The sequence below is a fragment of the Pseudomonas sp. CDFA 610 genome, assembly GCF_021147865.1.
GTDB classification, from domain to species: Bacteria; Pseudomonadota; Gammaproteobacteria; order Pseudomonadales; family Pseudomonadaceae; genus Aquipseudomonas; species Aquipseudomonas alliivorans.
On the sequence record NZ_JAGTPM010000004.1, the window covers coordinates 311,362 to 331,036 of the forward strand.

General features: G+C 60.3%; 26 protein-coding genes. 9 read left to right on the forward strand and 17 right to left on the reverse strand.

Features of this window, described 5'->3' with window-relative positions:
- Positions 1-39: 39 nt before the first annotated feature.
- The 4 genes from KDX39_RS09315 to trmB all read left to right on the forward strand — a co-directional run bounded on the left by KDX39_RS09315 (position 40) and on the right by trmB (position 2,323).
- A complete protein-coding gene (locus KDX39_RS09315) occupies positions 40-420 on the forward strand; it encodes a DUF423 domain-containing protein (RefSeq protein WP_231660120.1) in 381 nt (126 codons plus the stop codon).
- Between the two features lie 108 nt (positions 421-528).
- Positions 529-729 carry a sulfur carrier protein ThiS gene (gene thiS / locus KDX39_RS09320; protein WP_099229416.1) on the forward strand — a complete coding sequence of 67 codons (201 nt, stop codon included), beginning with the start codon at positions 529-531 and terminating at the stop codon, positions 727-729.
- 54 nt (positions 730-783) lie between these two features.
- The gene (locus KDX39_RS09325) at positions 784-1,578 is read left to right on the forward strand and encodes a thiazole synthase (RefSeq protein WP_184321910.1); all 795 of its coding nucleotides are present in this window, start codon (positions 784-786) and stop codon (positions 1,576-1,578) included.
- Between the two features lie 97 nt (positions 1,579-1,675).
- On the forward strand, positions 1,676-2,323 hold the full coding sequence (gene trmB, locus KDX39_RS09330; protein WP_213014107.1) for a tRNA (guanosine(46)-N7)-methyltransferase TrmB: 648 nt from the start codon (positions 1,676-1,678) through the stop codon (positions 2,321-2,323).
- A 302-nt stretch (positions 2,324-2,625) separates the two neighbouring features.
- On the opposite strand, the gene KDX39_RS09335 is transcribed toward trmB, so the two are convergent.
- The 9 genes from KDX39_RS09335 to KDX39_RS09375 all read right to left on the reverse strand — a co-directional run bounded on the left by KDX39_RS09335 (position 2,626) and on the right by KDX39_RS09375 (position 9,304).
- Positions 2,626-2,949, reverse strand: coding sequence for a DUF3392 domain-containing protein (locus KDX39_RS09335; protein WP_004884392.1), 324 nt, complete (start codon positions 2,947-2,949; stop codon positions 2,626-2,628).
- 9 nt (positions 2,950-2,958) lie between these two features.
- Positions 2,959-4,173 carry a radical SAM family heme chaperone HemW gene (gene hemW / locus KDX39_RS09340; RefSeq protein WP_231660121.1) on the reverse strand — a complete coding sequence of 405 codons (1,215 nt, stop codon included), beginning with the start codon at positions 4,171-4,173 and terminating at the stop codon, positions 2,959-2,961.
- Positions 4,170-4,766, reverse strand: a complete 597-nt coding sequence (rdgB, locus tag KDX39_RS09345; protein ID WP_210073434.1) for an RdgB/HAM1 family non-canonical purine NTP pyrophosphatase — start codon at positions 4,764-4,766, stop codon at positions 4,170-4,172. Before rdgB ends, hemW begins: the two co-directional genes overlap by 4 nt.
- The gene (locus KDX39_RS09350) at positions 4,763-5,197 is read right to left on the reverse strand and encodes a DUF4426 domain-containing protein (RefSeq protein WP_231660122.1); all 435 of its coding nucleotides are present in this window, start codon (positions 5,195-5,197) and stop codon (positions 4,763-4,765) included. The genes rdgB and KDX39_RS09350 overlap by 4 nt, the downstream gene beginning before the upstream one ends.
- Positions 5,198-5,221: 24 nt before the next feature.
- A complete protein-coding gene (metW, locus tag KDX39_RS09355) occupies positions 5,222-5,842 on the reverse strand; it encodes a methionine biosynthesis protein MetW (RefSeq protein WP_004884384.1) in 621 nt (206 codons plus the stop codon).
- A 7-nt stretch (positions 5,843-5,849) separates the two neighbouring features.
- A complete protein-coding gene (gene metX, locus KDX39_RS09360) occupies positions 5,850-6,989 on the reverse strand; it encodes a homoserine O-succinyltransferase MetX (protein ID WP_099229420.1) in 1,140 nt (379 codons plus the stop codon).
- A 168-nt stretch (positions 6,990-7,157) separates the two neighbouring features.
- On the reverse strand, positions 7,158-7,748 hold the full coding sequence (locus tag KDX39_RS09365) for a YggT family protein (RefSeq protein ID WP_231660123.1): 591 nt from the start codon (positions 7,746-7,748) through the stop codon (positions 7,158-7,160).
- Positions 7,749-7,775: 27 nt separating this feature from the next.
- Complete coding sequence (gene proC / locus KDX39_RS09370; protein ID WP_099229422.1) at positions 7,776-8,594, reverse strand: pyrroline-5-carboxylate reductase; 819 nt, start codon at positions 8,592-8,594, stop codon at positions 7,776-7,778.
- A gap of 23 nt (positions 8,595-8,617) precedes the next feature.
- Positions 8,618-9,304 carry a YggS family pyridoxal phosphate-dependent enzyme gene (locus KDX39_RS09375; RefSeq protein WP_231660124.1) on the reverse strand — a complete coding sequence of 229 codons (687 nt, stop codon included), beginning with the start codon at positions 9,302-9,304 and terminating at the stop codon, positions 8,618-8,620.
- A gap of 55 nt (positions 9,305-9,359) precedes the next feature.
- Between KDX39_RS09375 and KDX39_RS09380 the strand changes: the two genes are divergently transcribed.
- The gene (locus KDX39_RS09380; protein WP_099229424.1) at positions 9,360-10,394 is read left to right on the forward strand and encodes a type IV pilus twitching motility protein PilT; all 1,035 of its coding nucleotides are present in this window, start codon (positions 9,360-9,362) and stop codon (positions 10,392-10,394) included.
- Positions 10,395-10,447: 53 nt separating this feature from the next.
- On the opposite strand, the gene KDX39_RS09385 is transcribed toward KDX39_RS09380, so the two are convergent.
- Complete coding sequence (locus KDX39_RS09385) at positions 10,448-11,131, reverse strand: C40 family peptidase (protein ID WP_231660125.1); 684 nt, start codon at positions 11,129-11,131, stop codon at positions 10,448-10,450.
- Positions 11,132-11,381: 250 nt separating this feature from the next.
- On the opposite strand from KDX39_RS09385, the gene KDX39_RS09390 reads away from it, so the two are divergent.
- A complete protein-coding gene (locus tag KDX39_RS09390; RefSeq protein ID WP_231660126.1) occupies positions 11,382-11,786 on the forward strand; it encodes an NINE protein in 405 nt (134 codons plus the stop codon).
- An 82-nt stretch (positions 11,787-11,868) separates the two neighbouring features.
- On the opposite strand, the gene KDX39_RS09395 is transcribed toward KDX39_RS09390, so the two are convergent.
- The 7 genes from KDX39_RS09395 to gshB form a co-directional block, all read right to left on the reverse strand.
- Positions 11,869-13,140 (reverse strand): dihydroorotase, encoded by a 1,272-nt coding sequence (locus KDX39_RS09395; RefSeq protein WP_231660127.1) that lies wholly within the window; start codon positions 13,138-13,140, stop codon positions 11,869-11,871.
- The gene (locus tag KDX39_RS09400) at positions 13,137-14,141 is read right to left on the reverse strand and encodes an aspartate carbamoyltransferase catalytic subunit (protein ID WP_004884375.1); all 1,005 of its coding nucleotides are present in this window, start codon (positions 14,139-14,141) and stop codon (positions 13,137-13,139) included. The genes KDX39_RS09395 and KDX39_RS09400 overlap by 4 nt, the downstream gene beginning before the upstream one ends.
- A gap of 12 nt (positions 14,142-14,153) precedes the next feature.
- Entirely contained in the window at positions 14,154-14,666 is a 513-nt protein-coding gene (pyrR, locus tag KDX39_RS09405; protein ID WP_231660128.1) for a bifunctional pyr operon transcriptional regulator/uracil phosphoribosyltransferase PyrR, read from the reverse strand.
- A 97-nt stretch (positions 14,667-14,763) separates the two neighbouring features.
- Complete coding sequence (gene ruvX / locus KDX39_RS09410; protein WP_004884373.1) at positions 14,764-15,204, reverse strand: Holliday junction resolvase RuvX; 441 nt, start codon at positions 15,202-15,204, stop codon at positions 14,764-14,766.
- The gene (locus tag KDX39_RS09415; RefSeq protein WP_099229429.1) at positions 15,204-15,776 is read right to left on the reverse strand and encodes a YqgE/AlgH family protein; all 573 of its coding nucleotides are present in this window, start codon (positions 15,774-15,776) and stop codon (positions 15,204-15,206) included. Before KDX39_RS09415 ends, ruvX begins: the two co-directional genes overlap by 1 nt.
- A 77-nt stretch (positions 15,777-15,853) precedes the next feature.
- Positions 15,854-16,756, reverse strand: coding sequence for an energy transducer TonB (locus tag KDX39_RS09420; RefSeq protein ID WP_099229430.1), 903 nt, complete (start codon positions 16,754-16,756; stop codon positions 15,854-15,856).
- Positions 16,757-17,057: 301 nt separating this feature from the next.
- Entirely contained in the window at positions 17,058-18,017 is a 960-nt protein-coding gene (gene gshB, locus KDX39_RS09425) for a glutathione synthase (protein WP_231660129.1), read from the reverse strand.
- A gap of 233 nt (positions 18,018-18,250) precedes the next feature.
- On the opposite strand from gshB, the gene pilG reads away from it, so the two are divergent.
- From pilG to KDX39_RS09440, 3 genes are read left to right on the forward strand one after another with little or no spacing between them, the layout of a single operon-like run.
- Entirely contained in the window at positions 18,251-18,661 is a 411-nt protein-coding gene (gene pilG, locus KDX39_RS09430) for a twitching motility response regulator PilG (protein WP_099229432.1), read from the forward strand.
- Between the two features lie 49 nt (positions 18,662-18,710).
- Positions 18,711-19,076 (forward strand): twitching motility response regulator PilH, encoded by a 366-nt coding sequence (gene pilH, locus KDX39_RS09435; protein WP_004884368.1) that lies wholly within the window; start codon positions 18,711-18,713, stop codon positions 19,074-19,076.
- A 14-nt stretch (positions 19,077-19,090) separates the two neighbouring features.
- Complete coding sequence (locus tag KDX39_RS09440) at positions 19,091-19,630, forward strand: chemotaxis protein CheW (protein ID WP_231660130.1); 540 nt, start codon at positions 19,091-19,093, stop codon at positions 19,628-19,630.
- Positions 19,631-19,675 lie beyond the last annotated feature (45 nt).

A 19,675-nucleotide genomic window follows, 5' to 3' on the forward strand; every position in this document is an offset into this window, starting at 1 on the left:
GACCGTGCGCCTTCGGACGATTTTTCACTGGAGTTCCTGATGCTTCGTAGCTTTTTAATGCTGGCCGCTTTCTTCGGATTCACCGGTGTAGCGCTCGGTGCCTTTGCCGCTCATGGCCTGAAAGGGCGCCTGACTGCCGAGTACCTGGCGATTTTCCAGACGGGCGTGCTGTATCAACTGGTGCATGCGCTCGCACTGCTCGGCGTAGCGTTGCTGGCGACTCAGGTTCCCGGTCGGCTGGTGACCTGGGCCGGTGTTTCGTTCGCCGTCGGCATCCTGCTGTTCTCCGGCAGCCTGTATGCGCTGACGCTGACCGGCATCAGCAAGCTGGGGATCATCACCCCGTTCGGCGGCCTGGCGTTTCTGTTCGGCTGGTCGATTCTGGGGCTGGCAGCCTGGCGGCTGGGTTCTGCGTCCTGAATCCAGGCTGATTACCCTGAAGGCTGAGACGAATGGCGTGGCTTTGATTTGGTCATACCGGCTGATCGGGCTAGAATGCTGGCCCCCTAAAATGATGGCTGCTCTCGCATGCACATTCAGTTGAACGGTGAATCCTTTGAATTGCCCGACGGTGCAACCGTCGCGGCGCTGCTGACCCGTCTGGAACTCGCCGGACGTCGCGTCGCAGTGGAAGTGAATCTGGATATCGTGCCGCGCAGCCAGCACGAAACCACCGCCCTGTCCGAAGGTGATCAGGTCGAAGTGGTCCACGCCATTGGTGGCGGCTAGTTGGCGGCACTGGACGGCGATGCCCCCTAATCTGCAAGTTGAAGAGGATTTCCGATGAACAATGTTCGCAGCGACAAGCCCTTCGTTCTGGCCGGTCGGACCTTTGAGTCGCGCCTGCTGGTAGGCACCGGTAAATACGTGGACATGGAGCAGACCCGTCTTGCCATCGAAGCCTCGGGTGCCGAGATCGTCACCGTTGCCGTGCGTCGTACCAACCTGGGCCAGAACCCGGGCGAGCCTAACCTGCTGGATGTGCTGCCGCCGGATCGCTACACCATCCTGCCGAACACCGCTGGCTGCTTCGATGCGGTCGAGGCGGTGCGCACCTGCCGCTTGTCCCGCGAACTGCTCGACGGCCGCAATCTGGTCAAGCTGGAAGTCCTGGCTGATCAGAAGACCCTGTTCCCCAACGTGATCGAAACGCTCAAGGCCGCCGAAGTGCTGGTCAAGGACGGTTTCGACGTGATGGTTTATACCAGTGATGACCCGATCATCGCCCGCCAACTGGCCGAGATCGGCTGCATCGCCATCATGCCGCTGGCCGGCCTGATCGGCAGCGGTCTGGGGATCTGCAATCCGTATAACCTGCAGATCATCCTGGAAGAAACCAAAGTGCCGGTGCTGGTCGATGCCGGTGTCGGCACAGCGTCCGATGCCACCATCGCGATGGAACTGGGCTGTGAGGCCGTGTTGATGAACTCTGCCATCGCCCACGCCCAGCAGCCGATCATGATGGCCGAAGCCATGAAGCACGCTGTAATTGCCGGTCGTCTGGCGTACCTCGCCGGGCGCATGCCACGAAAACTCTATGCCAGCGCATCTTCGCCGCTGGATGGCCTGATCAAGTAAGAGCCCGTTGATGACTGATTCGCACGTTCCGCACCCAGAGTCGCCTGCTACCGAAGAGGGCGAAGAGCGCCAGCACCGCCGCATCAAGAGTTTCGTGATGCGAGCCGGCCGTATGACCGAAGGCCAGCAGCGCGGCCTGGATCAGGGGCGCCCGAAGTTTGGCTTGTCGTTGACAGACGCGCCGGTCGATTTCGATCAGGTGTTCGGCCGCTCTGCGCCGCGCACCCTGGAAATCGGCTTCGGCATGGGGCATTCGCTGCTGGAAATGGCAGCAGCTGCGCCTGAGCAGGATTTCATCGGTGTTGAAGTGCACTATCCCGGTGTCGGCGCATTGCTCAATGGTGTGCTGACTCAGGGCCTGACCAACGTGCGGGTCTATGACTGCGACGCCATCGAAGTGCTCAACCGCTGCATTGCGGACAACAGCCTGGATCGTCTGATGCTGTTCTTCCCGGATCCGTGGCACAAGAGCCGTCATCACAAGCGCCGCATCGTACAGCCTGAGTTCGCGGCGCTGGTACGCAGCAAGCTGAAGACCGGTGGCGTGTTCCACATGGCGACCGATTGGGGGCCTTACGCCGAGTACATGCTGGAAGTGATGAGCGTCGCGCCGGGTTTCCGCAATCAGGCCGAAGACAACCAGTACGTGCCACGCCCGGCTGAACGCCCGATCACCAAGTTCGAACGCCGTGGCGAACGTCTGGGTCATGGGGTCTGGGATTTGAAGTTCGAGAAGGTTGATTAACCGTCTGAGGGCCCTGGGCGCCGCCACCATGCGGAGTGCTCAGCGTTATACACGCGCAAAACGGGGCCAAAGCTAGAGTGTCTGACTGGATGCGTATCCGTGGGAGGCGGCCTGGCGATGGCATCCGTTCAGTCGCCGATAGGTCGCTTCAGAAAAAGCATCGCCGGCAAGCCGCCTCCCACAGTCCGTTGGTGTAGCAAGACTTATGCATAACGCTGAGTGCTCTGTCCTGGGAACGCATCCCGTGACGCTCTATGTCACATCCTGAAGCGGACGCAGAACGTAGGAGCGATCAAAAACCATCACTTCCTGTCCGCCACCACCCCGATCAGCACCAGGACCACCAACAGCACCGGCGCAAGGCTGTAGTTGTTGAACTGGCTCAGGCCGCGCACGACCCAGGGAGTGGCGTAGATCAGGGCCAGGCCACTGCCGACGGTGCACAGCAGGGCCATGATCGGGATGCGCAAGGCGCCTGCCATGCTGCCCACGCGTTGCTCCAGCCAGCCTTTGACGTCAGAGCCGAACAGCACCAGCAGGCAACCCACCAGCGCCAGGGCGATCTCTGAAAGGTTGCTGCGACTCCAGCGTGACACGGTGGCGAGCAGATCGAGTACGAGATCCATGCAGGGTCCTTAGATCAGAAAGTATTGCAACAAGTCGTTGAGGAAAAGCTGGCCTTGCGGCGTCGCTGCCAAACGTGTCGGATCGGTCTGCAACAGACCGCGCTGCTCCGCCTGTTTACGAGCGCTGACCAGTGAGTCGACGCTTAGACCCGTTCTTTCCTGAAATAATGCAGCGTCAACGCCCTTTGTAAGGCGCAGTGCGTTCATCAGGAATTCGAACGGCAATTCGTCCAGCGGCAGTAGCTTCATGCCCGCCTGAAAAGGCTTGTCCGGGTTCAGGTAATCCTTGGGCAGTCGTGTCTTCCATGTGCGGACAATACGCCCGTCCAGATGACTCAGTTTGCCGTGCGCACCCGCGCCGATACCGATGAAGTCACCGAACGCCCAGTAGTTCAGGTTATGCCGCGCCGGTTTGCCGGGTTGTGCATAGGCCGAGACTTCGTATTGCGCGTAGCCATGATCGGCCAACAGTTGCTGACCGGTTTCCTGAATATCCCAAAGGATGTCGTCTTCCGGCAGCACAGGTGGCTGGTTCCAGAACACCGTATTGGGCTCCAGTGTCAGCTGATACCAGGACAGGTGCGTCGGTTTCAGTGCGATGGCCTGGCGCAGGTCATCCAGCGCTTCGTCCTGCGACTGATCTGGCAGGCCGTGCATCAGGTCCAGATTGAAGTTGTCGAAACCGGCCTGACGCGCCATGTCCGCTGCGCGGATCGCTTCGTCGCCATTGTGAATCCGGCCCAGCGCCTTGAGTTTGGACTCCTGAAAGCTCTGGATGCCGATGGACAGCCGATTGATGCCCAGTGCGCGATAGGCGCTGAACTTGGCCTGCTCGAACGTACCGGGGTTGGCTTCCAGAGTGATTTCGATGTCGCTGGCGAACCGAATGCGTTGTTCCACACCTTTCAGCAGGCGGCCCAGCGCCTCGGCACTGAACAGGCTGGGCGTGCCGCCTCCGAAGAAGATCGATTGCAGCTCGCGGCCGTAAACGTGTGGCAGGTCCTGATCCAGATCGGCCAGCAATGCATCGACGTATTCCTGCTCCGGCAGAACCGGACTTGCCGTGTGGGAGTTGAAGTCGCAGTACGGACATTTGCGCACGCACCACGGAATGTGGATATACAGCGACAGCGGTGGCAGGTGCGGCAATGCAGGGCGCGGGCTTTCGGACGAAAAACCGGTCTCGCCCAGGAACAGCGGCTGCGCAGGCGGATCGTGGATCATTTCAGGCCCAGGCGTTCGCGCAACAGCACCATCGCGCGGGCGCGGTGGCTGAGCTGGTTTTTTTCGGCCGGTCCAAGCTCTGCACTGGAGCAGTCGCGCTCCGGCACCCAGAACAGCGGGTCGTAGCCAAAGCCGTGTTCGCCGCTGGCCGCATGCAAAATCCGCCCGTGCCACAGGCCTTCACACAGAATCGGCAGTGGGTCATCGGCGTGCCGGACCAGTGCCAGTACGCATACGAACTGCGCGCCGCGTTGCTCGTCCGGCACGTCTTTCAGGGCTTCCAGCAGCTTGGCGTTGTTGGCTGCGTCGCCCTTGCCATCGGCGTAGCGCGCGGAATAGATCCCTGGCGCGCCGCCCAGAAAGTCCACCGCCAGCCCCGAGTCGTCCGCCAGAGCAGGCAGGCCCGACAGGCGCGAGGCATTGCGGGCCTTGAGGATGGCGTTCTCGACGAACGACAGTCCGGTCTCTTCCGGCTCGATCTGGCTGAATTCACCTACCGAGCGCAGGGTGACGCTGTCGCCGAGCATGGCCTGGAGTTCTTTGAGCTTGCCAGCGTTGTGGCTGGCCAGTACGAGTTGGGTAAGGTTCATCATTGGCCCGGAAAGAGTTCCTGGTTAAAACTGAAACGGTGAATAGTGCCGCCCGTCTGGACGGTAATGTCAAAAATTCGGACTTCCTGCTGCGGCACAGGGTACTGCGCCACGTAGCTCACCGCGCCGTATTCGATGACCGGCTTGAATTTCAGCGGCAGCGAAACGTTGGCCAGATCCCTGATCGTCCCGCTGACTTGCGCCATCTGCGGCTTGCCATCGCGGATCACCAAGATATTGATAACGCCCTGTTCCTTGCTGCGAATCAGCTCGGCGCCTCTGGCGATGTCCGGCTGCAGCACCGTCGAATTGAAGGTGTTGTAGTGAGCCGTGACGTCGCCGAAGCGTTCCTGACGGTTGCCCTTGATAGCGCCGGCTGCCAGTACGGGCAGGCCGAGGCTGGTAATCAGCAGAGACAGCACCAGGCGACGCATATCGTTTTCCTCGAAAACGCAGTATTACACGGCGATCCTGTGGTCCGTCAGCCCAGGGCTGGTGACCCGGTAAATGCCGATTTCACCCAACAGATTAGGCCATAGCTTGCTGGCCCATCCGTGGCGATGCTGCTGATCGACGGCCAGTCGGTCGAGGACCTGTGCATCACGCTCACGGCACAGTTCTTCGAAATCGCCGAAGGTGCAGAAGTGGATGTTCGGTGTGTTGTACCAGGTGTACGGCAGAAACTCGGAGACGGGCATGCGGCCCTTGCTCGCCAGATACCAGCGGCAGCGCCAGTGGCCGAAGTTCGGGAAGGTGATGATGCATTGCCGACCGACCCGCAGCATTTCGTCGAGGATCCGGTCCGGGTAATGCACGGCTTGCAGTGCCTGAGTCATGACCACGATGTCGAAACTGTTACTGGCGAAGTTGCCCAGCCCCTTGTCCAGGTCCTGCTCGATGACATTGATGCCCTTGGCGACACACTGGGCGATGTTGTCTGCGTCGTTTTCCAGTCCGTAGCCGGTAACCTGCTTGTGGTCACGCAGCCAGGTCAGCAACTCGCCGTCGCCGCACCCCAGGTCGAGCACGCGGCTGCCAGCGGGAATCCATTCCTGGATGATTTCCAGATCGGCTCTCATGACATCCTCACAGCGAAATTCGATTCATGTAATGACTGAACGCCTGCAGATAGCGCGGGATAGGGATCAGGAAGGCGTCGTGACCCTGAGGCGCATCGATTTCCAGGTAGCAGACGTCCTTGCGGGCGGCCATCAACGCATCCACCAGTTCGCGGGATCGGGCTGGAGAGAAGCGCCAGTCGGTGGTGAAGGACATCACGCAGAATTTTGCGGTGGCATTGGCGAAGGTTTTGGCCAGGTCGTCGTTGAAGTTCGCTGCCGGGTCGAAGTAGTCCAGCGCCTTGGTCATCAACAGGTAGGTATTGGCGTCGAAACGCCCGGAGAACTCTTCACCCTGATAACGCAGGTAGCTCTCGACCTGAAATTCGACACTGTGAAAATCGTAATTGAGCTTTTCGCTCTTCAGGCCGCGGCCAAATTTCTCACCCATCGAGTCATCCGACAGATAGGTGATGTGGCCGACCATACGTGCCAGCATCAGGCCTCGCTTGGGGATCACGCCACGTTCCTGGAACGAGCCGCCGTGGAATTCGGGGTCCGTGAGAATGGCCTGACGGGCGACTTCGTTGAAGGCGATGTTCTGCGCGGACAGCTTGGGTGCCGAGGCGATTGCCAGGCAGTGACGCACGCGTTCCGGGTAACTGATGGTCCATTGCAGCGCCTGCATACCGCCCAGACTGCCACCGATGACCGCAGCCCACTGGGCAATGCCCAGCACGTCGGCCAGTCGGGCCTGACTGTTGACCCAGTCTTCCACGGTCACGACCGGGAAGTTGGCGCCGAAAGGCTTGCCGGTGTCCGGGTCGATGCTGCTGGGACCGGTCGAGCCGTTGCAGCCGCCCAAATTGTTCAGGCTGACAACGAAGAACTTATTCGTATCGATAGGCTTGCCGGGACCGATGCAGCTGTCCCACCAGCCCGGCTTGCGATCGTCGACGCTGTGAAAGCCCGCCGCATGATGATGCCCGGACAGCGCGTGACAGATCAGCACGGCATTGCTGGCCGTGGCGTTGAGTTGACCGTAGGTTTCGTAAATCAGGTCGTAGGCCGGCAGCGAACGACCACACGCCAGCGCCAGAGGCTCGCTGAAATGGGCCAGTTGCGGTGTGACCAGACCGACAGAATCATGGGGAAAGACCGTGGGCATCGACCCTGTTCTCGCTTGAATGAGGCGTAAGTCTAAAGACCGTGGGGTGTAGCGGCAATAAGGGAATAGCCGTCAGGCGGACTGGGTCAGTGGTGGAGCGGACCTAGACATGCATTCCAGCGGCAAAGCGTACCCACACAGCGTATGGGTACGATCTTTATCGACGGATTACATCAACAAACGCAGCACTTCTGGCATATCGCTCATGGCCGCAAGGTTGTTGATGACCAACATGTCTAGCAGCTTGAGCACGATAAAGGCCAGGATCGGCGAGATATCGAGGCCACCCAGGTTCGGCAGGATTCTGCGGAAGGGGGCCAGTGCCGGTTCGCAGATCTGATTGACCAGTTCCGCACCAGGATTGTGGCTGCCCGGCGCGACCCAGGACAGGATCACGCTGGCGATCAGGGCGAAGAAGAAGATCTTCAGGAAGAGGGCGGTTACGCTGATGATCGACCAAAGCAGCAGATGCAGCGGATCGCCCGTGGTGCCGGAAATCAGCAGCAGGGTAAGGGCCATCAGAATCATCTGGACGATGATCGCCAGCACCAGAGACGACATGTCCAGTCCGAAAATGCTCGGAATGATGCGGCGCAGCGGCTTGAGCAGCGGCTGAGTGGCCTTGACGATGAACTGGCTCAGCGGGTTGTAGAAGTTGGCGCGTACCAGTTGCAGCACGAAGCGCAGCAGGATGAGCATCAAATACAGACTGCCGAGGGTTTGCAGAACGTAAATTGCAGCGGTGTTCAATCCGATCATCAATCTGCTCCGAAAAAGACCTGAAAATTATTTGCCCAGTTGCTCAGCCAGTTCGGCTGCGCGGTGATCGGCGGCGGTCAGCGCGGTTTGCACCAACGCTTCGAACCCGCCTGCCTGAAATGCCTTGATAGCCGCTTCCGTGGTTCCGCCTGGCGAGGCGACACGGCGACGCAGCTCGCCTGCATCCACCTCACTGCCGGTGGCAATCAGCGCCGAGCCGAGTGCGGTTTGCAGCGTGAGCTTTTTAGCGATGTCTTCCGGCAGGCCCAGTTTCACACCTGCGGCGGTCATGGCTTCCATCATCAGAAAAAAGTAAGCAGGGCCGCTGCCGGATACCGCAGTGACGGCATCCATGTGCTTTTCCTGCTCGACCCAGACGGCGATCCCGACGGCGGACAGCATCTGCTCGGCCTGTTCGCGCTGTGTCGCGGTGACATTCGCGGTGGCGTAGAGGCCGCTGGCACCCTGACGCAACAGCGAAGGCGTATTGGGCATGCAGCGTACCACCGGCTGGTCGCCCAGCCATTGGGTCAAGCTGGCGCAGGTGATGCCGGCAGCAACCGAAACAATCAACTGATGCGCTTCCAGGCTGGGTTTGAGGGCTTCGCACACGGCTTTCATCAACTGTGGTTTGACCGCGAGCACCACAACGTTCGCACCCTTGACCGCCTCGGCGTTATCGGCAAAGACCTTGATGCCGTGTTCGGTCGAAATGCGCTCGCGGGTTTCAGCACCCGGTGCGCTTGCACAGATCAGGCTCGCTTCTACACCTTGGGCCCGCAATCCGCCGATCAGGCTTGAGGCCATGTTTCCGGCGCCGATGAAGGCGATACGCGTCTTGCTCATGAAAGGGGTCCTTGTCTGAAAAGTTAGGGCTGACCGTAGTCGCGGGCGCCAAAGAGGGCGGTGCCAATCCGTACCCAGGTCGCGCCTTGAGCGATGGCGGCTTCCAGGTCGTGGCTCATGCCCATGGATAGGGTGTCGAGCGGCAGGTCCAAGTGATCCTGCAGCGTGCGCACAGCCGCAAAGGCCGCTGCCTGCTCGGCCTGGTCTTCGGTCGGCTCGGGAATCGCCATGAGGCCGCGCAGCTTCAGGCGCGGCAGGGCGCTGATGGCCGCGGCCAGTGCAGGCAGATCTTCTGGCGTGCAGCCTGACTTGCTGGCCTCGCCACTGACATTCACCTGAATACAGATGTTGAGCGGCTCCAGACCTTCAGGGCGCTGCTCGGAAAGGCGTTGAGCAATTTTCAGGCGATCCACGGAATGTACCCAGGCGAAGTTTTCTGCGATTGCGCGCGTCTTGTTCGATTGAATGGGGCCAATAAAGTGCCAGCACAAGGGCAGGTCGGCCAATTCGGTCTGTTTGCCTAAGGCTTCCTGCAAATAATTTTCGCCAAAGTCACGCAATCCGGCAGCGTAGGCTTCCCGCAACGCGCTGGAGGGCTTGGTTTTACTCACCGCCAGCAGACCAACCGAGGCCGGATCGCGCTGCGCCGCGAGAGACGCTGTACGAATTCGTTGTTCGAGCGTTGAAATGTTCGCTGCTATCGTGGACATTGATTTGCGCCAGCAGGGCTAAAGTCTGCGGCATTCTATGTGATTGAGGAGCTGTATGGATATTACCGAGCTGCTGGCCTTCAGTGCCAAACAGGGCGCGTCGGACTTGCACCTCTCTGCAGGCCTGCCGCCGATGATCCGTGTCGACGGCGATGTGCGGCGGATCAACCTGCCTCCGCTCGATGCCAAAGAAGTCAAGGCGCTGATCTACGACATCATGAACGACAAGCAGCGCCAGGTCTTCGAGGAGTCTCTGGAAACCGACTTCTCGTTCGAAGTGCCGGGTGTCGCGCGGTTCCGTGTCAATGCGTTCAACCAGAATCGTGGCGCCGGCGCGGTGTTCCGGACCATTCCCTCCCGGATCCTGAGCATGGAAGATCTGGGCATGGGCAATGTGTTTCGCAAGATTGCAGACGTGCCTCGCGGCCTGATTCTGGTCACAGGGCCGACCGGGTCCGGTAAATCGACCACGCTGGCGGCGATGATCGACTACCTCAACTGCAACAAGCATCACCATATCCTTACCATCGAGGACCCGATCGAATTCGTCCACGAATCCAAGAAGTGCCTGGTCAATCAGCGCGAAGTGCATCGCGACACGCTCGGGTTTTCGGAGGCTTTGCGCTCGGCACTGCGTGAAGACCCGGATGTGATTCTAGTGGGCGAGCTGCGCGATCTCGAAACGATTCGTCTGGCCCTGACCGCTGCCGAAACCGGTCACCTGGTGTTCGGCACGCTGCACACGACGTCAGCGGCCAAGACCATCGACCGGGTGGTGGACGTGTTTCCGGCCCAGGAAAAATCCATGATCCGCTCGATGCTGTCCGAGTCGCTGCACGCCGTCGTGTCGCAGTCGCTGCTCAAGAAGGTCGGCGGCGGCCGGATCGCTGCTCATGAAATCATGATGGGTACGCCTGCGATCCGTAACCTGATTCGCGAAGACAAGGTGGCCCAGATGTATTCGGCCATCCAGACCGGAGGCTCACTGGGCATGCAGACGCTGGACATGTGCCTGGCCGATCTGGTGAAGAAAGGCCTGATCACACGCGAAAGCGCGCGTGAGCGGGCCAAGGTGCCCGACAACTTCTAGGATTGGAAAGGGGGAGATGAAACAGGCCTGCGCAGAGGCAGGCCTTGGGGATATCAGCGCTGCACAACCCGCATTTGCGTGGTCTGCTTGGGCAATACGCGCTTGGCGATCTTGTAATGGCTGTTCCAGTACGGCTTGTTCAGCGTGTCCACAGTGACAGCCTTGCCACGACGCGGTGCATGGACGAACTTGTTGTCGCCCAGATAAATCGCAACATGGTTGACGTTGCGGCTCTTGATGTTGAAGAACAGCAAGTCACCCGGTTTCAAATCCTTGCGATCCACCGTCTGGCCGTGGCCTTGAGCCATGGCATTGGACGTGCGTGGCAAATCAACTTCGCGAACATCGCTGTAGGCGTACTTCACCAGTCCACTGCAATCCAGACCCTTGCCTGGCGTTGTACCGCCCCAGCGATAGGGCGTGCCAACAGTCTGCAGCGCACGTTTCACAACGGCGTTGCCCTGTTTGGCATTGCCGGCGTTCAGTGCCTGAACGTGGGCAGCCTTGGCGGAATTCTTTCGCGAAACCGGCGTCTGAACGGCGCGGGTGGTTCGCGTTGCATGTGGAATGACGGTGGCTTCCTGAGGCGCATTGCGCGTTGCGATCACGGGCGTAAGGTGACTTTTAGCGGTGTAACCCGAGAAGCTCGCAGGAAGCTGTTGCTCACGATTGGTGGCGTGGGCGGCCAGTGGCATAAACAGGCAAATGGTTAGCCATGTCTTGAAAAAAGGACGCATTCGGCAAGGCTCATAGTGGTCAGCGCGCAACTTTATAACAGCTTTTTTGAAAATTCTGACCCCATTTGTCGAGTGATTCACAGTGGCATCATTGCAAAATGCGCGAAAGACTCTTTCTCTTTTCTCTGTAATCCCTTTGGCGACAAGGGTTTGACGGTGTAGAAGGGAGTCGGATGCCATACGTCGGATGACGACAGTGGAGTCACAAAAATGTTATTTATTTTTTTCTATTGGCTCAGAGAGGATACAAATGAACGGCTATCGCTCCGATACCCACAGCAAGGTCATGGGTTATCTATTGTGGATTTTCGGGTTTCTCGGCGCGCACCGTTTCTACTACGGCAAGCCTGTGACCGGGACGATCTGGTTCTTCACATTCGGGCTGCTTGGCATCGGCTGGCTGATCGACCTGTTCCTGATTCCGTCGATGGATCGCGAAGCCGACCTGCGCTTCACTTCGGGCTCGACCGACTACAGCCTCGCCTGGATCCTGCTGACCTTCCTCGGCCTGTTCGGCGTGCACCGCATGTACATGGGCAAGTGGATCACCGGAATTATCTATCTGTGCACAGGCGGGTTGTTTCTGATCGGCATCCTGTATGACTTCTGGACACTTAATAACCAGGTCTCGATGGAAAATGCTCGACGCGGCTGACATCGGGTTGGCATGCCTCCCTTAACGCTCTGCGTCCCACCTTACGGCCGGACGCGGAGCGTGGTTACGATCAGGAGGTGCTTCAACGGCTATAGCTGATCCGCCCATCCACCAGTGTGTAGCGCACCGAGCCCGGCAGGCAGTGGCCGATGAAAGGACAGTTCTCGCCTTTGGACAACCAGCTTTCGCCTGCAAGGGTTGAAGCGGCCGGGTCGAACAGGACGATGTCTGCCGGCGCTCCGGCGCTCAGTTTGCCCGCAGGCAGGCGCAGGGCGGCGGCAGGGCCGCTGCTCAAACGAGCGATGAGGGTCGGCAGGTCCAGAAGGCCGTCTTCGACCAGCGTCATGGCCAGCGGCAGCAGCAGCTCGACGCTGCTGATGCCAGGCTCGGTCGCACCGAATGGCGCGAGCTTGGCGTCACGCTCGTGAGGCTGGTGGTGGCTGGAGATGGCTTGAATCACCCCTGACTTCACGGCTTCACGCAAACCGTCACGGTCGGCGCGGGTGCGCAGTGGCGGCTGTACGTGGTAAAGGCTGGAGAAGTCGATCAGTGCCTCGTCGGTCAGGATCAACTGATACAGCGCCACATCCGCCGTCACCGGCAGCCCGCGCGCCTGTGCCTGTGCAATCAGGGCCGCGCCGCGAGCGCTGGTCAACTGGCTGAAGTGGGCACGCACGCCACTCTGCTCGACCAGCAGCAGGTCGCGAGCCAGAGCAATGGTTTCGGCCGTTTCCGGAATGCCTGCCAGACCGAGGAAGCTCGCGGTCGGGCCTTCGTGAGCCAGCCCGCCCTCGGCCAGATCACGATCCTGCGAGTTGAAAATCACGGTCAGGTCGAACGTGGCCGCGTATTCCAGCGCCCGGCACAGCGTGCGCGTGTTGTTGAAGCTTCTCAGGCCATTGCCGAACGCAACGCAGCCTGCATCGCGCAGGGCGATCAGTTCGGCCAGTTGCTCGCCTTCCAGACCCTTGCTGAGCGCACCGATGGGGAAGACCTTGCTGAAACCGGCTTCGCGGGCACGGTCCAGAATCAGCTCGGCAACTGCCGAGGTATCCAGTACCGGTTTGGTACGCGGCGGGCAGCACAGGCTGGTCACACCGCCAGCCGTCGCCGCACGGGTTTCGCTGGCGATGCTGCCTTTGCGGCTGTAACCCGGCTCGCGCAGGGATACATTGAGGTCGACCAGACCGGGCGCGGCGACAAGGCCGGTGGCGTCTATGGTCTGGCTCGCTTCGAAACCGGCCGGTGCCGCGCCGATTGCCAGAAGCTTGCATGCTTCAATGTGCAGGTCGGTGACTTGATCCAGACCGCTGACCGGGTCGATGACGCGAGCGCCGAGAATACTGAGCTTCACAGGGCGTTCTCCTGCTCGAACTGTCGTTGTGCGGTTTGTCCGCTCATGGCCATGGACAGCACCGCCATGCGTACCGCGATGCCGTAAGTCACTTGGTTGAGGATCACCGAATGAGCCCCGTCGGCCACTGCCGACTCGATTTCCACGCCGCGATTGATCGGGCCGGGGTGCATGACGATGGCATCCGGCTTCGCAACCGCCAGACGCGCGGTGGTCAGGCCGAACAGGCGGTAGAACTCGCCTTCGCTGGGCAGCAGGCCGCCGGTCATGCGCTCGCGTTGCAGACGCAACATGATGACCACGTCCACGTCCTTCAAACCTTCGTTGAGATCGGTGTAGACCTTCACGCCATACTGTTCGATACCGACCGGCAGCAGGGTTTTCGGTCCGATCACACGGATGTCCGGGCAGCCCAGTGCCTTGAGCGCCAGCATGTTGGAGCGCGCTACGCGTGAGTGCAGGATGTCGCCGACGATGGCCACCGAGAGGTTCTCGAAACCGCCCTTGTGACGACGAATCGTCAGCATGTCGAGCATGCCCTGGGTCGGGTGAGCGTGACGGCCGTCGCCGCCGTTGATGATCGCCACGTCCGGGCAGACGTGCTCGGCAATGAAGTGCGCTGCCCCCGAGTCGGCATGACGCACGACGAACATGTCGGCTGCCATGGCCTCAAGGTTGCGCAGGGTATCGAATAGCGTTTCGCCCTTGCTGGTGGACGAAGTCGACACGTTCAGCGTGATCACGTCGGCCGACAGGCGCTGGGCCGCCAGTTCGAAGGTGGTCCGCGTACGGGTCGAGTTTTCGAAGAACACGTTGCATACCGTCTTGCCACGTAACAACGGGACTTTTTTCACCGCCCGGGCACCGACTTCGAGAAACGAGTCGGCTGTGTCGAGAATTTCGGTGAGCAGCTCGCGAGGCAAGCCGTCCAGAGACAGAAAATGGCGCAGCTGACCCTGATGGTTCAACTGCAGCGGGCGCTTGGCGTCGAGAGGCGTCATCGCAATGGACTCTTAGAGGGCGGTAGAGAGGTCTTGAAGTTCGAGTGCAAGAGGCTCGGGGCCGGACAGCTTGATGCGTTCCTGTGGTGCCAGAGACAGCGTCGCGCCTACCACGTTGGGCCTGATCGGCAGTTCACCGGCTTCCAGGTCCAGCAGGCACACCAGCGTGACACTGGCAGGGCGGCCGTAGTCGAACAGCTCATTGAGGGCTGCGCGAATGGTGCGGCCGCTCATCAGCACATCGTCGATCAGCACCAGATGCTGGCCTTCGATCTCGAACGGCAGCTCCGATGGGCGCACTTGCGGGTGCAGGCCGTTCTGGCTGAAGTCATCACGGTAGAAGGAAACGTCCAGCGTGCCGAGCGGGGCCGGGCTATCGAGCGTTTTGAGCAGCGCCTGCGCAACCCATACGCCGCCGGTGCGAATACCGATGAAGCGAGGGTCGCTGATGCCGCGCTTGCTCAGGTGAGCGTTCAGGTCAGTGGCCATCTGACGAATCAGTTCGGCGGGATTGGGCAGGCTCATGGTTGCTCCTTGGGGCTCTGACAGCGTCCGACCATGCGGCGCGGCTCAGGCGTAAACGTGGAATCCGGGTATCTCGAAGCTGTGCGGATGCAAAAAGTCACGCATTCAGCAGCTCGGGGTGCTCGTCGAGCCAGCCTTGCAGCAGCAGGGCGGCGGCGATGGCGTCGACCGGGTTGTCGCGGTAGCTGCCTTTCTGGCCGCCTCGGGCCATGCGCTCGCCTTTTGCTTCGAAGGTGGTCAGGCGTTCATCGTGGGTGTACACCGCCACGCCGAAACGGCCATTGAGTTTGCGGGAAAACTTTTCGGCCAGATCGCTCATGTTACTGCGCGTGCCGTCCATGTTCAGCGGCAGGCCAACCACAATGGCGTCGGGTTGCCATTCCTTGATGAGTGCCTGAACCTTGTCCCAGTCCGGGATGCCATTCTGCGCCTTCAAGGTACACAGCTCACGGGCCTGACCGGTGATGGCCTGGCCGACCGCAACGCCGATCTGTTTGGTGCCGAAATCAAACCCCAGCAGCAGGCGCAATGCAGCCATCAGGCGTGTCCCGCTTGGGTCGAAAGAAGATTGAGATTGACGCCCAGTCGTGCGGCGGCGGCATTGAGACGCTGGTCGCTGTCCACGTCGAACAGGATGCCCGGGTCGAACGAACAGGTCAGCCAGGCGTTCGCGGCCATTTCGGCATCCAACTGGCCGGCGTCCCATCCGGCATAGCCCAGTGTGATCACATTTTGATCAGGGCCATAACCGTCAGCGATCGAGAACAGCACATCCTGGGACGTGGACAGTGAAATGCCGCCGGGCAGATCAACCGTCGCCTGAAAAATCTGGCCGCTGGGGTGCAGCACAAAGCCGCGATCGGTCTGCACCGGGCCGCCGGAATGAATGGGAATCTGCTGGCAGCGTACCGGCGCAGGCAGCTCCGGTCGCAATTGTTCGAGCACATCGGCCAGGGTCAGGCTTTGCGGGCGGTTGATCACCAGTCCCATTGCGCCATTGGCGTTGTGCTCGACGATGTAAGTCAAGGTCTGCGAGAAGTTCTCGTCGTGCATGTGCGGCATGGCGATCAAGAACTGATGCTTTAGGTAACTCGGAGAGACTTTTTTCATGAGCCCTAGTGTGGCGCTGAGCCGCGTGCCTGACAACTGTCAGTTGTGCGTGCGCTGGCGGTATTGGCAAAAAAGCGTCAGTTGCTGGAAAGCTTGTCCCCGCGGGCAAATTTCCAGGTGCGAATGATCTCGAGTCGGTCAATGTCAGCCAGATCGCCGGTAAACGGCGCAAATGGCGCTGCAAGCCTCACGATTCGCTGCGCCGCCTGATCCAGCAGCGGTTGTCCGGAGGATTCGAGCACCAGCACTTCATACAGCGAACCGTCGCGATTGATCGAGACCAGCAGTCGCAGGTTTCCGTAGATCTGCTTGCGACGCGCTTCCTCAGGGTAGTTGAGGTTGCCGACCCGCTCGACTTTCTTGCGCCAGTCATCCTTGTACCAGGCGCCCTTGTCGCGCATGGTCGAGGCCGCGTTCAGGCGATGGATCTTCGGGCGTTTGGCATAAAGCTGCTGTTCTGCAGACAGCTCGGCTTCAAGGCTGGCGATTTCGTTGCTCAGCTCGGAGCTGTCGAAGGTCGGCGCGGCCTTGACCGCAGGGTCGGGTTTGACCTCTTCGCGCTTGGCGACGGTTTTCTGAGGGCTGGGTGCCGTCGTAGCGACAGCCGTCTTGGGCGCTTCCTGCTTGACCACCGGCTTGCTGGCCGGTGGCGGCGTGACCTTGTTGACCTTGGTGTCCTGATAGGGCGCGATTTCGGTGGTCTTGAGCGTTTCAGCCTTGTCCAGCGTACCGCTGCCCTGCTGGTCATCCTGAGCGAGGAAGTCGGCCTGTTTGGGCTTTTCCTCGCTCTTGAACGTGGCGAGTGTGATTTCCAGCGTCTGCGAGATCTGCTCCGGCTTCACATAGGTAAAGCCCACGCCGAGAATGATCGCCAGATGGATCAACGCCGCGATCATCATGGTGAAGCCCAGACGATCAGCCGGACGCACGCCGACGTTGGCGAGTTCCAGGGGAAGGTCGTTTCTGGCCATCGATGTCATAGGCGGTTCAGCATCTCGTCAGCCTGCATGTCAAAGTCCGTGTCGTGTTACAGGTGACGCATGATAACGCAATGTCGCCTGAAGCTCTGGTCCGGATCGGACGAAGGGGCCCGGTGCATGATAGGCCCGGCAGTCATCGTGGCACGTTGTGCAGCAAACACTAAGCCGTGGGCGGCTTGCCGGCGATGCCATCGACGCGGTGCATCAGGAGCGCCGCATGGTCTTCATCGCGGGCAAGCTCCCTCCCACTGTCTGGTCTGCTGCGCCATGGCGCTAGTCTTCACGCCGTGAAACCTGCCAATCAGGCGGTGCGCGCCTGCAGTTTCTTCTCGATTGCATCCATCAGCAGCCCGCCAATGTTGGTGCCGAAGGCGTTGTCGATTTCACGGATGCAGGTCGGGCTGGTCACGTTGATTTCGGTCAGGTGCTCACCAATCACGTCCAGACCCACGAACAACAGGCCTTTTTCGCGCAGGGTCGGGCCGATCTGCTCGGCGATCCAGCGATCCTTGTCGCTGAGAGGACGCGCTTCACCACGGCCGCCTGCCGCGAGATTGCCACGGGTTTCGCCCGCTGCCGGAATACGCGCCAGGCAGTAAGGCACAGGTTCGCCGTCGACCATCAGAATGCGTTTGTCGCCGTCCTTGATCGCGGGCAGATAACCCTGCGCCATGATCTGCTGGGTGCCGTGGGCAGTCAGGGTTTCCAGAATGACCGACAGGTTCGGATCGCCCGCACGGTGCCGGAAGATCGACGCGCCGCCCATGCCGTCCAGCGGCTTGAGGATCACGTCGCCGTGCTGTTCGGCGAACTCGCGGATGATGTCGGCGCGGCGGCTGACCAGCGTCGGCGGGGTGCATTGCGGGAACAGCGTGGCAAACAGCTTCTCGTTGCAGTCACGCAGGCTCTGCGGTTTGTTGACCACCAGCACACCGGCGCGCTCGGCCTGCTCCAGCAGGTAAGTCGCATAGACAAATTCCATGTCGAACGGCGGATCCTTACGCATCAGGATCACGTCCAGATCGTCCAGGCCTGCGTCGACTTCAGCCTCGAATTCAAACCATTTGCCCGGATCGGCGAACACCTTGAGCGGCTTCATGCGCGCACGGGCCTGACCTGCGTTCTGATACAGGTCCTTCTGCTCCATGTAGAACAGATCCCAGCCACGCGCCTGTGCAGCCAGCAGCATGGCGAGCGAGCTGTCCTTTTTATAGGAGATGCGCTCAATGGGGTCCATGACAATCCCTAGGCGAACGCTCATGGGCAATATCCTCTGATCGATAAGGGCCGATACGGCCGTGAAATTGGCGTCAGGGTGGCGCTCCGAGTGCTCCCGGTCAAGGGGCGGCGCAGTTTATGGATTGAGAGGGAGGAGTGTGCTAAAAAGGCCTCACACCAAGTCCAGGATCCTTCCGGATCAGTGAAGCCATACCATCAGGCTCCCAGTGCTTTGCAGTACACGCAAAAATTCGCTGCGGCGATGGAAGAGCAGATATGGAACAACATCCCACAGCCTTGAAAGTCATGGTCATCGATGACTCGAAGACCATTCGCCGTACCGCCGAAACGCTGCTGAGAAACGTCGGCTGTGAAGTCATCACGGCCGTCGACGGTTTCGACGCGCTGGCCAAGATTGCCGATAACCACCCGCGCATCATATTCGTCGATATCATGATGCCGCGTCTGGATGGCTATCAGACCTGTGCCCTGATTAAGAACAATCGAGCGTTCAAGTCCACGCCTGTCATTATGCTGTCCTCCAAGGACGGGCTGTTTGACAAGGCCAGGGGGCGGGCTGTCGGGTCGGATCAGTTTCTGACCAAGCCGTTCAGCAAGGAAGAGCTGCTCAGCGCGATCAAGGCTCATGTGCCGAGTTTCGTTGCAGTAGAACAACACATACCGTGACGCTCGCGCCATTGAAGAACGCGTGCTCGCAACCTGACGGGGAACACCCATGGCTCGAATATTGATCGTCGATGACTCGCCGACTGAAATGTACAAACTCACCGGCATGCTGGAGAAGCATGGCCATGAGGTGCTCAAGGCTGAAAACGGCGCAGACGGCGTGGCCCTGGCCCGTCAGGAAAAACCCGACGCCGTGCTGATGGACATCGTGATGCCGGGGCTCAACGGCTTCCAGGCCACGCGTCAGCTGACCAAGGATGCCGACACCGCCATGATCCCGGTGATCATGATCACCACCAAGGATCAGGAAACCGACAAGGTCTGGGGCAAGCGCCAGGGCGCGCGTGACTACCTGACCAAACCGGTGGATGAAGACACCCTGATGAAAACCCTGAACGCGGTGCTGGCCGGCTGATTGCCGGAATCGCCATGGCCGAGCCACGCACAGCCTTTGAAATGCTTCTGGACATCGACCGGCGCTGTCGGTCGCTGGCGGCCGGCCTGCCTTTGCAGGAAGCTCATCAGCAGGACTGGGTCGGTATCGGGTTCAGAATGGGCGAGCAGCGTTTTGTGGCGCCCATTGGCGAGATCGCCGAAATCCTGCACGAGCCACGACACGCTGCGTTGCATGGGGTCAAACCCTGGGTGGTGGGCATTGCCAATCTGCGCGGACGACTGTTGCCGCTGACCGACCTTTGCGGATTCTTCGGGCAGGAGCTATCGCCCGTGCGCAAGCAGCGCCGCGTGCTGGTGGTCGAACATCAGGATGCGTTCGCCGGTCTGCTGGTGGACGAAGTCTTCGGCATGCAGCATTTCAGTCAGTTGAGCCTGATTTCCGAAGCGCAGGCCACGCTGGATCCGCGTCTGTTGCCGTTTCTGCGTGGACAGTTCATTCGTGAACAGGCCTGGCTGGTGTTCAGTCCGTGGGCGCTGGTGCAGTCTGCGGAGTTTGTGGATGTGGCGTTCTAGAAGGTCGCAGCGGCTCGCCGTGGGCGGGCCGGTTTTTGTGTCACG

Coding starts and splice junctions, on each gene's coding strand:
- KDX39_RS09315 (WP_231660120.1), top strand. CDS start 40: ATGCTTCGTAGCTTTTTAATGCTGGCCGCTTTCTTCGGATTCACCGGT.
- thiS (WP_099229416.1), top strand. CDS start 529: ATGCACATTCAGTTGAACGGTGAATCCTTTGAATTGCCCGACGGTGCA.
- KDX39_RS09325 (WP_184321910.1), top strand. CDS start 784: ATGAACAATGTTCGCAGCGACAAGCCCTTCGTTCTGGCCGGTCGGACC.
- trmB (WP_213014107.1), top strand. CDS start 1,676: ATGCGAGCCGGCCGTATGACCGAAGGCCAGCAGCGCGGCCTGGATCAG.
- KDX39_RS09335 (WP_004884392.1), bottom strand. CDS start 2,949: ATGGATCTCGTACTCGATCTGCTCGCCACCGTGTCACGCTGGAGTCGC.
- hemW (WP_231660121.1), bottom strand. CDS start 4,173: ATGATCCACGATCCGCCTGCGCAGCCGCTGTTCCTGGGCGAGACCGGT.
- rdgB (WP_210073434.1), bottom strand. CDS start 4,766: ATGATGAACCTTACCCAACTCGTACTGGCCAGCCACAACGCTGGCAAG.
- KDX39_RS09350 (WP_231660122.1), bottom strand. CDS start 5,197: ATGCGTCGCCTGGTGCTGTCTCTGCTGATTACCAGCCTCGGCCTGCCC.
- metW (WP_004884384.1), bottom strand. CDS start 5,842: ATGAGAGCCGATCTGGAAATCATCCAGGAATGGATTCCCGCTGGCAGC.
- metX (WP_099229420.1), bottom strand. CDS start 6,989: ATGCCCACGGTCTTTCCCCATGATTCTGTCGGTCTGGTCACACCGCAA.
- KDX39_RS09365 (WP_231660123.1), bottom strand. CDS start 7,748: ATGATCGGATTGAACACCGCTGCAATTTACGTTCTGCAAACCCTCGGC.
- proC (WP_099229422.1), bottom strand. CDS start 8,594: ATGAGCAAGACGCGTATCGCCTTCATCGGCGCCGGAAACATGGCCTCA.
- KDX39_RS09375 (WP_231660124.1), bottom strand. CDS start 9,304: ATGTCCACGATAGCAGCGAACATTTCAACGCTCGAACAACGAATTCGT.
- KDX39_RS09380 (WP_099229424.1), top strand. CDS start 9,360: ATGGATATTACCGAGCTGCTGGCCTTCAGTGCCAAACAGGGCGCGTCG.
- KDX39_RS09385 (WP_231660125.1), bottom strand. CDS start 11,131: ATGCGTCCTTTTTTCAAGACATGGCTAACCATTTGCCTGTTTATGCCA.
- KDX39_RS09390 (WP_231660126.1), top strand. CDS start 11,382: ATGAACGGCTATCGCTCCGATACCCACAGCAAGGTCATGGGTTATCTA.
- KDX39_RS09400 (WP_004884375.1), bottom strand. CDS start 14,141: ATGACGCCTCTCGACGCCAAGCGCCCGCTGCAGTTGAACCATCAGGGT.
- pyrR (WP_231660128.1), bottom strand. CDS start 14,666: ATGAGCCTGCCCAATCCCGCCGAACTGATTCGTCAGATGGCCACTGAC.
- ruvX (WP_004884373.1), bottom strand. CDS start 15,204: ATGGCTGCATTGCGCCTGCTGCTGGGGTTTGATTTCGGCACCAAACAG.
- KDX39_RS09415 (WP_099229429.1), bottom strand. CDS start 15,776: ATGAAAAAAGTCTCTCCGAGTTACCTAAAGCATCAGTTCTTGATCGCC.
- KDX39_RS09420 (WP_099229430.1), bottom strand. CDS start 16,756: ATGACATCGATGGCCAGAAACGACCTTCCCCTGGAACTCGCCAACGTC.
- gshB (WP_231660129.1), bottom strand. CDS start 18,017: ATGAGCGTTCGCCTAGGGATTGTCATGGACCCCATTGAGCGCATCTCC.
- pilG (WP_099229432.1), top strand. CDS start 18,251: ATGGAACAACATCCCACAGCCTTGAAAGTCATGGTCATCGATGACTCG.
- pilH (WP_004884368.1), top strand. CDS start 18,711: ATGGCTCGAATATTGATCGTCGATGACTCGCCGACTGAAATGTACAAA.
- KDX39_RS09440 (WP_231660130.1), top strand. CDS start 19,091: ATGGCCGAGCCACGCACAGCCTTTGAAATGCTTCTGGACATCGACCGG.